This is a genomic window from Kitasatospora sp. NPDC085464, from assembly GCF_044541955.1.
Lineage (GTDB): Bacteria > Actinomycetota > Actinomycetes > Streptomycetales > Streptomycetaceae > Kitasatospora.
Window position 1 is genome coordinate 49676 of the sequence record NZ_JBITTM010000024.1, and the last position, 11942, is coordinate 61617.

The 11942-nt window shown below is 74.6% G+C and carries 11 protein-coding genes; 6 read left to right on the top strand and 5 right to left on the bottom strand.

The genetic code is table 11. The features are described from left to right. Positions 1 to 116: 116 nt before the first annotated feature. The 4 genes from ACIGG8_RS21940 (at position 117) to ACIGG8_RS21955 (ending at position 4346) form a co-directional block, all read left to right on the top strand. Positions 117 to 446, top strand: a complete 330-nt coding sequence (locus ACIGG8_RS21940) for a hypothetical protein (protein ID WP_350520667.1) — start codon at positions 117 to 119, stop codon at positions 444 to 446. A gap of 145 nt (positions 447 to 591) precedes the next feature. Beyond that, a complete protein-coding gene (locus tag ACIGG8_RS21945) occupies positions 592 to 2475 on the top strand; it encodes a hypothetical protein (RefSeq protein WP_396550002.1) in 1884 nt (627 codons plus the stop codon). 147 nt (positions 2476 to 2622) lie between these two features. Beyond that, complete coding sequence (locus ACIGG8_RS21950; protein WP_396550004.1) at positions 2623 to 3042, top strand: YciI family protein; 420 nt, start codon at positions 2623 to 2625, stop codon at positions 3040 to 3042. Continuing rightward, a complete protein-coding gene (locus ACIGG8_RS21955; protein WP_350520664.1) occupies positions 3015 to 4346 on the top strand; it encodes a sigma-70 family RNA polymerase sigma factor in 1332 nt (443 codons plus the stop codon). Before ACIGG8_RS21950 ends, ACIGG8_RS21955 begins: the two co-directional genes overlap by 28 nt. Positions 4347 to 4405: 59 nt before the next feature. On the opposite strand, the gene ACIGG8_RS21960 is transcribed toward ACIGG8_RS21955, so the two are convergent. Together ACIGG8_RS21960 and ACIGG8_RS21965 are read right to left on the bottom strand one after the other, a co-directional pair. Then, positions 4406 to 4654: an amphi-Trp domain-containing protein gene (locus ACIGG8_RS21960; protein WP_350520663.1), complete on the bottom strand. Its 249-nt coding sequence runs from the start codon at positions 4652 to 4654 to the stop codon at positions 4406 to 4408. 158 nt (positions 4655 to 4812) lie between these two features. Further along, a complete protein-coding gene (locus ACIGG8_RS21965; protein WP_396550006.1) occupies positions 4813 to 6405 on the bottom strand; it encodes an FAD-dependent monooxygenase in 1593 nt (530 codons plus the stop codon). 106 nt (positions 6406 to 6511) lie between these two features. On the opposite strand from ACIGG8_RS21965, the gene ACIGG8_RS21970 reads away from it, so the two are divergent. Both ACIGG8_RS21970 and ACIGG8_RS21975 read left to right on the top strand, forming a co-directional pair. Beyond that, positions 6512 to 7072: a TetR/AcrR family transcriptional regulator gene (locus ACIGG8_RS21970; RefSeq protein WP_350520661.1), complete on the top strand. Its 561-nt coding sequence runs from the start codon at positions 6512 to 6514 to the stop codon at positions 7070 to 7072. 526 nt (positions 7073 to 7598) lie between these two features. Then, complete coding sequence (locus ACIGG8_RS21975) at positions 7599 to 8687, top strand: hypothetical protein (RefSeq protein WP_396550008.1); 1089 nt, start codon at positions 7599 to 7601, stop codon at positions 8685 to 8687. A gap of 210 nt (positions 8688 to 8897) precedes the next feature. On the opposite strand, the gene ACIGG8_RS21980 is transcribed toward ACIGG8_RS21975, so the two are convergent. The 3 genes from ACIGG8_RS21980 to ACIGG8_RS21990 all read right to left on the bottom strand — a co-directional run bounded on the left by ACIGG8_RS21980 (position 8898) and on the right by ACIGG8_RS21990 (position 11700). Then, a complete protein-coding gene (locus ACIGG8_RS21980) occupies positions 8898 to 9281 on the bottom strand; it encodes a VOC family protein (protein ID WP_396550010.1) in 384 nt (127 codons plus the stop codon). A 109-nt stretch (positions 9282 to 9390) separates the two neighbouring features. After that, positions 9391 to 10353 carry an alpha/beta hydrolase gene (locus tag ACIGG8_RS21985; protein WP_396550012.1) on the bottom strand — a complete coding sequence of 321 codons (963 nt, stop codon included), beginning with the start codon at positions 10351 to 10353 and terminating at the stop codon, positions 9391 to 9393. 198 nt (positions 10354 to 10551) lie between these two features. Continuing rightward, entirely contained in the window at positions 10552 to 11700 is a 1149-nt protein-coding gene (locus ACIGG8_RS21990) for a hypothetical protein (protein ID WP_396550014.1), read from the bottom strand. Between the last annotated feature and the right edge of the window lie 242 nt (positions 11701 to 11942).

Sequence of the window (11942 nt, forward strand, 5' to 3'; positions counted from 1 at the left end):
CTGATGCAGGATCAGGGTAGACAGCTTGCCTGCGGGCAGTGCGGCGCCGTCATCGGCCGTGCGGTGCCGTCGTCCGCGCGAGCCGTCCCCGTCGTCCCGTCCATCGTGAGGTAGGTATGAACACTCCCCGTTGTGGCAAGTGCCGGCAGCCCGTCAGCCACGGCCCGCAGGGCGGTTACGTCTGCGGGTCGTGCTGGTACGTGGTCCCGCCGCCGGCGAACGCCGCACTGCGGGAGGTCACCACGCGGGAGGTGAGCGTGTCCGGGATGCACTGCGCGCAGTGCGGGGCGGAGATCACCTACGGCCCGGAGGGGGGCTACGTCTGCGGCAACTGCAACTTCGTCGTCGAGCCCCCCGGTGCGGCGCAGACGCGCAAGGACGCCGCGAAGGACCGGGCCAACCGGCAGCGGCGCGCGGCGGAGGACCGGGCGATGCAACGGCGCTAGGCAGCAAACGTCTTGACCGCCCTGCGGACACCGGGCACCTTTGCGCGGGTGCCCTTGTTCCCCGGCGGCGGAGGCGGCCCGGCGCGTAGCATCGGAGGATCGTCGGGTCGGGGGAGCGGCGGCGGGGCGCGGACAGGGGGAGCGTGTGACGGGGCGTGACGTCCGCCGGGGGGCGCTGCGGCGCGGGCTGTGGGCGCTGGCCGCCTGGTGGCTGTGGATGCCGCTGGTCGCGGTGCTGGTGTGGCTGGTCAAGCACGTCGCGTTCGGCGGGTTCGGGCAGCAGGACCAGAGCTATGTGCTGCTGCTCCGGCAGGAGTTCTTCCCGCACGGCGGCGTGCCGGACGCGACGCCGCTGTTCTGGGTGTGGGTCGCGGTGGGGCTGTGCGGCACGGTCGGCGTGGTCGGGTACGTCGCGGAGCAGTCCGGGGCCGGCTTCCGCGGGTGGCGGGTGCGCCTGGCCGTGGCCGCGGTGCTGCTGGCGGTGGTCGGCTCGCTGGTACGGGTGGGCACCGGGCTGTGGGACGACGACAAGGACGCGGGCCGCTACTACGCAGCGGCGACCGTGCTCGACGTCCCGGCCGGCGGCGCGGGCACCCCGCGGTCGGTGCTGCCGGTCACCGAGCACACCCGCGCCGGCGACGGCGGCCGCTGCGACCTGGTGGGCACCGCGGACGTGCCGGCCTGCGTGAAGACCGCGCCGATGCCGGACTTCGACTTCGAGGCGCGCACCGCCTCCTACGCCGCGGCGACCAAGGCGCTCACCGACAGCGCCGGCCTGACCTCAGGGGTCCACCTGATGGGGCACAGCCTGCACTACCTGCCCGACGCCCCGCAGGGCGGCGGCGTGTGGACGGCCGTCCTGGACGGCTCCGGCGAGCAGCCGATGGAGGGCGTCGCGGTCTGGGACGGCCGCTCGAACTCCGTCGCCACCTGCGCGTTCCGCGGCGACCACGCCTTCGGCCGGGCCTTCGCCGGCACGGGGGCCGTCAGCCTGCGCAACCTGCTCGCCGAGCGGTTCCCGGACCTGGTCTACAGCGACCAGGACATCTGGGGCTACTGCGACGGCGCCGACCCCCGCACGGCCGAGCCGGTGGTGGTGATCTCGGTGGCGCGGCAGATCGGCTGGCGGCAGCGGACGGTCCTGGAGCCGGCCGGGGTGCTGGTCCTGCGCGGCTCGCCGGACGGCCGCCCGAGCATGACGTACCGGGCCGCGGTGGCGCCGGGCGAGCTGCCCGGCGCGGTGTACCCGGCCTCGGTGGTCCGGGATCAGATCCACGAGGTGCAGTGGCTCGGCGGACGCGGCGCCAAGGACGACCGCGGCTTCGGCTACGACCACACCTCGGCGGCGACCAACGCCGTCAACCCGGGCGAGTTCCTGCTGCGCTCCAAGGCGGACGGCCACCTGTACTACGTGACGCCGCTGGTGCCCCGGGAGAGCTCCTCGCAGCTGGTGGTGGCGTTCGCGGTCGTGCAGGCCGACCGGGCCGGCGGCGGCCTCAACGAGCTGCACGTGTACGTGCGCGGCGACGACGCGCCGTCGGTGAACCTCGACGTGCTGGCGAGCCGGATGGTGTCGTACATGGCGCAGCAGACCTCGATCACCATCAGCGCCGGGCAGGGCGGCGCGCTGCAGGAGATCGTCCCGTTCGGCCGGGACATGTGGCGCGGCTTCGTGGACTTCAACGGGCAGACCCAGGACTACATCGACCTGTCGGGGGACGCCACGGTGACGCCCAACCTGGTGTCGCTGAACGGCAGCATCTCCCCGCCGGGCGGCGGTGTGCCGGCCCCGGCGCCCGGCACGCCGGAGCCGTCCGGACAGCCGACCGCCCCGCAGCCGACCGCCCCGCAGCCGTCCGCGCCGCAGCCGACCGCCCCGCAGCCGTCCGGTCAGCCGCCGGCCGTACCGGCGGGCGGGTGCGGCGGCGACCCGGCGCAGTTGACGACCGGGCAGCTCGCGGCCTGCGTCGCGGAGCTGTCCAAGCAGCTGCAGGGGCGAATCCAGGAGACGGCACCCGCCCGGCCCTGACCGGGTCCGGCCTGACCGGCCCCGCCCCCCTGGAGGGGGTCGGAAAAAAATCAGGCCCGAATCCGTCCGCCGTGTCGATTTCGCTGCCGCGCCGTTCGACCTGGGACTGAGAGGGTCGAGAGACGACCCCGAACAAGGAGACCGACCATGGCGAAGTACATGCTGATCATGCGCGGCACGGACGAGTCCGTCGCGAAGATGATGGACACACCCTTCGAGCAGATGCTCGAAACGGTGGGCCGCTTCAACGACGAGCTGATCCGGGCCGGGGTGCTCGTCGCCGCCGAGGGCCTGGACGACCCCTCCCAGGGCGTGGTGGTCGACTACGACGGGGAGACCCCGGTCGTCACCGACGGGCCGTACGGTGAGACGAAGGAGCTGTTCGGCGGCTTCTACCTGCTCGACGTCGCCTCCAAGGAGGAGGCGGTGGAGTGGGCCAAGCGGATGCCGGCGATCCCCGGCTCCAAGTGCGAGATCCGCCGGGTGCCGGGCATCGACGAGTTCCCGCAGGACAACGAGTGGATCATCAAGGAGCGGGCGTGGCGCGAGCGGACCGGCCAGCTGTGACGCCCGCGGCCGCCGACGGCCCGCCCGTCGCCGACGCGGCGCGGCGGGCCGTCGAGGCGGTCTGGCGGATCGAGTCCGCCCGGATCATCGGCGCGCTGGCCCGCTACACCGGGGACTTCGCGCTCGCCGAGGACGTCGCACAGGAGGCCCTGGCGGAGGCGCTCGTCGCCTGGTCGCGCGACGGGGAGCCGAGCAGCCCGGTGGGCTGGCTGCTCGCCACCGCCCGGCGGCGGGCCATCGACGCCTTCCGCCGCAGGTCGGCGCTCGACGAACGGTACGCCGCGCTCGCCGGTCCGCTCTCCGACGGCGAGCTCAGCTCGGGCGCGGCCGCCGCGCCCGAGCGGGCGGACGACCTGCCGTGGGACCCGGACCGGGTCGACGACGACGTCCTCGCGCTCGTGTTCACCGCCTGCCACCCGGTGCTCTCCCCCGAGGCCCGGGTGGCACTCACCCTGCGCGTGGTGGGCGGCCTGTCCAGTGAGGAGATCGCCCGCGCCTTCCTGGTGCCCACGGCGACCGTCCAGGCCCGGATCACCCGGGCCAAGAAGACGATCGCCGCCGCCCACGTGCCGTTCGAGCTGCCGCCGCCCGAGGACCGGCGCGAGCGGCTCGGCGCCGTCCTGAGCGTGCTGTACGTGATCTTCACGGAGGGCTCGACGGCGACCAGCGGCGACGACCTGCTGCGCCCCGACCTCGCCTACGAGGCCGTACGGCTGTCCCGGACGCTGACCGCCCTGCTGCCCGCCGAACCGGAGGTGCACGGCCAGCTCGCCCTGTTCGAGCTCACCGCCGCGCGCTTCCCGGCCCGCACCGGGCCCGACGGCGAGCCGGTGCTTCTGGAGGACCAGGACCGCCGCCGGTGGGACCGCTCCGCGATCCGCCGCGGCCTCGCCGCGCTCGGCCGGGCCTCGGCACTCGGGCGGGGCCTCGGCCCGTACGGGCTGCAGGCCGCGATCGCCGCCTGCCACGCGACCGCGCCCTCGGTGGCGGACACCGACTGGGAACGCATCGTGCTCCTGTACGAGGCGCTCGGCCGGGTCGCCCCGTCGCCCGTCGTCGAGCTCAACCGGGCCGTGGCGGTCGCGATGGCGGGCGGGCCGCTGGAGGCGCTGTCCACGGTCGACGAGCTGGCCGCCTCCGGCCGCCTGTCGGGGTCGCACCTGCTGCCGACCGTCCGTGGCGAACTGCTCACCCGCCTCGGCCGCACCGTCGAGGCCCGGGCCGAGCTGGAACTCGCCGCCCGGCTGTGCCGCAACGCGAGCGAGCGGTCGGTGCTGTTGCGCAAGGCGGCGGCCCTGGGGTGACGCCCGGCTGCCTGCGGGCCCGTCCGCCCGCCTGTCGACATGGCAGGCGGGCGCGGTCGTCAGTCGCCGGCGCTGTCCGGCTGGCCCGCCCGCCAGGTCAGCTCGATCTCCAGCTCGATCTCGCCGTCCTCCAGCTCGACCTCGATCTCGGTGTGCAGCTCGTCCGGGATCCGCAGGGACAGCTTCCCGGGCCCGAGGTCCAGCTCGGCCTGGCCGCCGCGCCTGAGCGCCGCCGCCAGCGCGTCGAGCTGATCGGCGGCCTCGGCGCGGGTCAAGGTGCGCTTCTGCTTGAACTCCAGGTCCTTCATGGACGCCTCCCGAGCTGGTCGGACACGGCAGCTACGGCCCATTCTCACGCCGCTGCCCGGCATCGGCCCGGCGGCAGCGGTGCGGCGTGCCCACACGGGCCGGGGCGCGGTGGTCGGGGTGGTCCCGGAGGTCGGGGGTGCCGGGGCCGCGGGACCGCTCACCCGTCCGAAGGACCCGTGCCCTTCCCCAGCCACCGTGTCAGGGCGGCTTCCGGGCCCCGGCCCACGGGGTCACCGGCGGCCGATGCCCATGCCACGAAGCCGTCCGGACGGACCAGCAGGCCGTCCACCTCGACACTCTCCGCCCCGGCGCCGTCCACCTCGACACCGTCCGCCCCGACGCCCTCCGCCCGGCCGCGGACCAGCTCCAGGCGCCCGGCGTACCGCTCGGCGAGGGCGGTCAGGGCGGCCAGCCGGTCGTCCCCGGCGAGGTCGACGAGCAGCGCCCGGCCCGTACGGGTGCGGTCGGAGAGCCGTGCGCCGTCGTCCAGCCGGAGGTCGGGCACCGCCGTGCCGACCAGCGGATGGCCGTTGCCCAGGTCGTAGCGCTGCGACAGACCGGAGATCCGCTGCACGTAGTGGGTCGCGCCGTCCCGCGTGCCGAGGAGGTCGGCGGTCACGTCCCTGAGGGCGCGGCTGTGGGCGTCGCCGCGCATCACGGCCACCTGGGCGCGGGTCCAGTCGAGCACCCCGGCGCCGATCGGGTGCCGTTCGCCGGTGTAGGTGTCGAGCAGGCCCTCGGGCGCCCACCCCTGCACGGTGGCGGCGAGCTTCCAGCCGAGGTTGACGGCGTCGCCGATGCCCAGGTTCAGGCCCTGGCCGCTGAACGGTGAGTGCACGTGGGCGGCGTCGCCGCAGAGCAGCACGCGACCGCGCCGGTAGGTCGTCGCCTGCCGCGCGTGGTCCGTGGAGCGGGCGCCGAAGGTGAGCGCGGTGATGCGGACGTCGGCGCCGCTGACGCGCCGCAGGCTGGCCTCCATCTCGGCCGCGGTGACCGGCGTTTCGCGGTCCGCAGGCGGACCGTCCGGCTCGACGGTGCGCACCTGGCCGGGGCCCGGCCCGTGGACGTAGACGCCGGTGGGAGTGTGCTGCCAGCCCAGCCCCAGGTGCTCCGCCCCCTGGATGGTGCCCACCGCGTGTCGGATCGTGATCTGCGGGTCCGTGCCCGGGAAGTCGAAGCCCGCGCGGCGGCGGACCGAACTGCGGCCGCCGTCGCAGCCGACGAGCCACGCCACCCGGACGTCCTCGCCGTCGGGCAGGTGGACGGTGACACCGGCCTCGTCCTCGTCGAAGCCGCGGACCTCGACCCCGCGCCGGACCTCGACCCCCAGCTGCGCCGCGCGCTCGCCGAGGACCCGCTCCACCTCGGCCTGCGGGACCTGCACGTACCAGTCCGGGCCGCGTCCACGCAGGCCGGGAGCCTGCTCGTCGACGGGGCCGGACGGGACCTGGATCCCGCCGAAGTGCCCGACGAAGGGCGGTCGTTCCCCCTCGGCCTGCAGCGGCTGCCTCCCCGCCGCGGCCCGTATCGCGGCGAGCAGGCCGCGCCGTTCGAAGGCCTCGGCGGTGGCCGTGTTGAACGCGCCCGCCTTGCGCGCGGTGTCGATCTCCGTCCGCCGCTCGACGACCACGACCCGGACCCCCGCCAGCCGCAGCTCCGTGGCGAGCATCAGGCCGACCGGCCCGGCACCCACCACGAGCACGTCGTGGTCCATCGCCGTCGACACGGGGGTTCGCTCTCGTACGGACATCCGGTTCTCCTCACGGACACGGTCCTTAAGATAGAGAGTTCTATCTTGTGACCCTCAGGCTAGGATGCCGAGATAAGAAAGGCAACTCTTTCCAAAGGGGTCCCGGATGGCTGAGCGACGCCGCGGCGCGGCACTGGAGAAGGCACTCCTCGACGCGGCCTGGGACGAACTCGCGGACAGCGGCTACGCCGGATTCACCATGGACGCCGTCGTCCGGCGCGCGGGCACCAGCCCGCCCGTGCTCTACCGCCGCTGGTCGGGCCGCGACCAACTCGTCCGGGCGGCCATCGCCCACGTCCTCGAACAGTCCCGCGTCGACATCCCCGACACCGGCAGCCTGCGCGAGGACGTCCTCACCCTCATGCGGACGATCAACGCCACCCGCGTCCAACTCGTCACCGTCATGAACGTGCACCTGGCCGGCTACTACCAGGCGACCGGCACCAGCCCCGGCGACCTCTTCACCGCAGCCCGTGAGAAAACCGCCGACGTCCTCTTCGACCGCGCCGTCGCCCGCGGCGAAGTGGAAGCAGAACACCTCAGCACACGCATCAAGGCCCTCCCCTTCGACCTGCTGCGCCACGAGATCCTCACGACCTTCGCCCCCGCGCCCGATCACGTCCTCGAAGAGATCGTCGACACGGTCTTCCTGCCCCTCGTGCGCTGACCTCCGCACCCCCGGCGGCGTTCGCTGCAGAACCGGGCGGCCCACCCGGGCGACCGCCCTGACGGCCCGTGACCGGTGCCGCCGCTCCCGGCCCGGCGGGCCGACGTCGGACCGCCGGGCTGCCGGGGTTTCAGGTCACCCACGGGGAGGCGGGCGACTTGCCGGGGTGGGAGCATGAAGGTAGCGCCACGAGCGGCACCGGTCCGCGCCGAGGACGCCTGTCGTCCCACGGGACGGACCCGACCCGGTCCCGGCGGACGGACCCGAACAGGCGGCGCGGCCCCGGTGGAACCCCGGGCCGTTCCCCGACGGCGGCGATCCCGACCCGCCTTCCGCTTCCGACCCGCGTTCCGCCGGCGACTCGCGTTCCGCCGGCGGGAGTCCGACCGGTTCGTGCGAGTTGCCGTCGTCCCGTCCCGGCACGGGGACCGCTCGCCCCCGGCGCGCACCTCCGAGGAGCTTTGCCATGCCAGGGCCCAGCCAGCCCCCGCCGGAAGACTTCGCACGGTCCGGCGAGGACGTCCAGATGAGTGCCCCGGGGAACCTGCCCGAGAACATCGGCTTCGACCCCGCCGAATTCCCGCCCGAGCTCCTGGAGGCGCGAGCCGCGATCGAGGAGGCCCTGAGGACCCAGGGTGACGAACGCAGCGGCGTCCGGTCGGCGGAGGCCTTCACCGAGCTGACCAACATCCAGGGCGTCGGCATCGGCCGGGCCACACCGTCGGAGCTCGGACCGCGCGACGGCGCGGTGGAGCCCGGGCAGCCGACGCTGACCGTCTACCTGGCCCAGCCGAGGACCGCCGCCGACGTCACCGCGGTGCTCGTCGAACGCATGGGCGTCCAGGCCGCGGCCTCACCCAGGGTGGTCGTCGTCCCCGTCGTCACCGGGCCGATCGAGGCACAGGCGTTCACCTTCCAGGCACGGCCCGCACCCGGCGGGATATCGGTGATCAGCAACCCCAACGCCCTCGGCACCGGCACGCTGGGCTGCCTGACCACCGGTCGGTCCGCCCCGCGGGACCAGCGAACGCTCCTCATCAGCTGCAACCACATCCTCGCCAACAGCAACCAGGGCCAGCTCGGGGACTGCGTCGTCCAGCCCGCCACCGGCGACGGAGGGGTCTGCCCGCAGGACCTCGTGGCCGTCCTGGAGCGCTTCGTTCCCGTGACGTTCGGCGGGACCGTCAACAGCGTCGACTGTGCGACGGCCTGGGCGGACCCCGCCAACGTCAGCCCGAACGTCCTGGCCCCCGGGCCGAGCGGCCCGGTCGAGATCGCGATCAGCTCCACGACCACGGCGGCGACGGTCGGCATGCTCGTCGGCAAGAGCGGGCGGACGACGGAACTCACCTCGGGCTTCGTGCAGGAGGTCGGCGCTTCGCACTGGGTCGGCTACCCGGGAGGGAACTCCGCCTTCTTCTCCGGCTCCATCGCGATCAGCGGGAACGGCGGCGTCTTCACCCAGCCCGGGGACTCCGGCTCCATCGTCTGGACCTTCGACGAGGCCCGGAACCCGGTCGGCATGCACTTCGCGGGCACCAGCAACTTCAGCAGGTCGTTCTCGAACCCGATCGACATCGTGACCCAGGCCCTCGACGTCTTCATCACCACCTGAACGCCGCCCCGCCGTCCCGGCCGCTGCCACCGTTCCGGCCGCTGCCGCCCCGGACGCCGCCGAGCCCGTGCCCCAGCCGCGCGGGCTCGGTGTTGCTCTTCCCGCGTCAGGAACCTGCGTCAGGAACCTGCGTCAGGAACCCGCGTCAGGAACCTGCGTCAGGAACCCGCGTCAGGAACCCGCGTCAGGAACCTGCGTCAGGAACCCGCGTCAGGAACCCGCGGCGGCCCGCTCGGACGCACTGCGCAGCACGCAGAACTCGTTGCCCTCGGGATCGGCCAGGACCGCCCAGCCCGAGCCGTCGGGATTGCGATGATCGCCGACCAGGGTGGCACCGAGGCCCAGCAGCCGGTCCACCTCCAGGTCGCGCGAGGTCTCGGGGCGCAGACACAGGTGGATCCGGTTCTTGACCGTCTTGCCCTCGGGCACCTGGTTGAAGTACAGCACCGGGCCCTCGGCCAGCATCACCTGGGTCTCCCGGGCACCCGGCCGGTCCTCCGGGTCCAGCGGGCGACCCGTCACCCTGCTCCAGAAGCAGGCCAGTTCATAGGCGTCCGCACAGTCGATCGCCACGTTCTGCAGTACCGAAACCATGCGGGCGAGTCTTCCCGATCTCCACCCCGATCTCCACCCCGGAGGCCGGACGATCCGGGGCGGTCCCGGGACGGCCGCGGCAGCAGGGGGTCGGGGGCCGGCGGCCTCCTCACTGTTGGAGGACACGCCGCAGCCAGCGGGTACGGGCGTCGTGGGCGTCCTGGGTGACGGCGGCGTCCGGGGCGAGGGTGTCGAAGCCGTGGCAGGCGCCGGGCCACACGTGCAGTTCGGCCTCGCCGCCCGCCCGCCAGATCGCGTCGGCGTAGGCGACGGCCTCGTCCCGGAAGGTCTCGGCCGAGCCCACGTCGACATAGGCCGGGGGCAGTCCGGACAGGTCGGTGGCGCGGGCCGGGGCGGCGTACGGCGGGAGGTCGGCGGCGCCGTACCGGTCGCCGAGCACGGCCTGCCAGGCGGTGGCGTTGGAGGTGCGGTCCCAGGTGTCGTGGCCGGCCATCTGGTGGCTGGAGAAGGTGTCGCCGCGGTCGTCGAGCATCGGGCTCAGCAGCAGCTGGCCGACCGGCGCCGGGCCGCCGCGGTCGCGGGCCAGCAGGGCCAGGGCCGCCGCGAGCCCGCCGCCGGCGCTCTTGCCGCCGATGATCACGCGCCGCGCGTCCACGCCCAGCCGGTCGGCGAGTCCGACCGCCCGGACGAGCCCGGCGTAGCAGTCCTCGACGGCCCCGGGGAACCGGGTGTGCGGCGCCAGCCGGTACTCGACGGACACGACCGCCAACCCCAGCGGCAGCGCCCACCCGCGCAGCAGCCGGGGCAGGACGGACCACGCGTTGCCCGTCACCATCCCGCCGCCGTGCAGGTAGTACAGCAACGGCAGCGGCTCGCGGACCCCGGCGGGCCGCGCGCTGACGAGCGTGAGGTCGCTGCCGTCGGCCCGTGGCACGCGCACCTCCTCCACCTCGAACCGGCCGCCGTCGCGCAGCCGGTCGAGCGTCGGGCGGGGCCGGGCGGCGGCGTCCTGCTCCTGCCACGCCGCCAGGCCCTCCGGCGTGAGCACCTCCCGCGCCCGCGCACCGGCGGCGTCCACCGCGGCCCGCACCTGCGGATCCAGAGGGGGCACCCGCCGAGCCGCCGATCCACCCATCACCAGGACTCCCTCCCCGCGGGCGCCCGGCGACGCCCCGGCCCAGCCTGCCAGCCCCGCCCGTGCCGGCGTGCGGCGCCCCCGGGACCGCGTCGGCCGGGGCGTGTGTGGGTGTGAGGGTGGGGACGGTGTCGTCGTCGGTGGTGTCAGGCCCAGGGGTTGAAGGCGATGCCGTCATAACAGTCGGCTGCGGTGACGGGCGGCGGCTGCGCGGACGAGTCGGGCGAAGTGTTCGCGGCTCCGTTCCTGCTCGGCCCGGTCGGCGCCCGGTGCCGCCGAGTCGCGGTCGAGGCCGGTGAACTCGGCGTGCAGGAGCCGGCAGGCCCGGATGCCGTCGACGAGGACTTCGAGGAGGCTTCGGGCAGGCCGCCGGGGGTCCAGCGGGGTGAGGCGCAGGGCGAGGTCGGTGAGGCCCGGGTCGTCCTCGACGGTGTAGTCGGCGGCGGTCTCCTCCTCGTCGTCGTCCTCGTCCTCCGGGTCGTCGACCTGGTCGCGCAGGGCGACCGGGATGGGCAGGAGGCCCTCGGTGATCTGCATGGCGTGCCGGACCAGGCCGGTGACGGCGTCGTACGGGGAGACACCGGTCTCGATCAGGCCGAGGATGACCGTGCGGGTCTCGTGGGGAAGGGGCCCGATGGCGTCGGCCTCCTGCATCACCCGCACGGGGTCGAACCCGGTGGCCTCGGCGGTGACCTCGACCGCGGCGGCGAGCCAGTGGGCCGCGGCGACGGCGGCCGCGGTCGGCTCCACGGCGCAGAACAGCGCGGCCGGACCGAACGGGTCCTGCGCCAGGAGGTGGTCCGCGGCGGCGACTTGGGCGGGGGAGGCGTCCTCGCGGCTGAGCAGGACGGCCTGCTGGGCGCGGCCGGTCAGGTCGCCCAGTTCGGCGCTCTCGACGGCGGCCAGCTCGGTGGCGGTCTCGGCGAGCACCGCCTCGGTGAGGCGGGGATCGGCCAGGTCGTGGAGGGCCCGGCCGACCAGACGGGCCGATTCGAGCAGCCGGCCGGACGACGCGAGGACGGCGCTGCGGCCGGCCGGGTCCGGTGCGGCGATCGCACGGGCGACCTCCCGGACGGGGTCGGGTTCCCGGTCGCGGACCCGGCCGCCGGTGTCGGGAACCCGAGAACCGACGGCGCTGGCGGGGTGGGTGTACGCACGCCAGGCCGCGTCGGACAGTTGGGTCAGGGCGCTGGAGAGTCCGAGGGACGCGGACACGGCCACGTCGGCGGGGAGGGCGGCGATGCGGGTGGCGAGGTTGCCCTCACCGGTTCCCCAGGCGGCGATCAGCTCACGCCGGTCGGGGTCGACGCTGTAACGGGTCACGAATCGCTACCTCCGGGTGAGTCGCGGTGCCGCACGGAACCGCGGGTGTTCGTCGGGCCGGTCGGCAGGGCGCGGATGCGGGGGAGGGGGTCTCCGCCGGACGACTCCCGTCAGCACCTGCGGCGCGCCGCGCCGCGAACGGCCGCCCCGAGGCCGGGGTGAACACGGCCTCTGATCACCGGCGGGGCGGCTGCGGCGCGGTCCGCACGGGCAAGCCGGATCTTCACGATACCCGGGCCCGC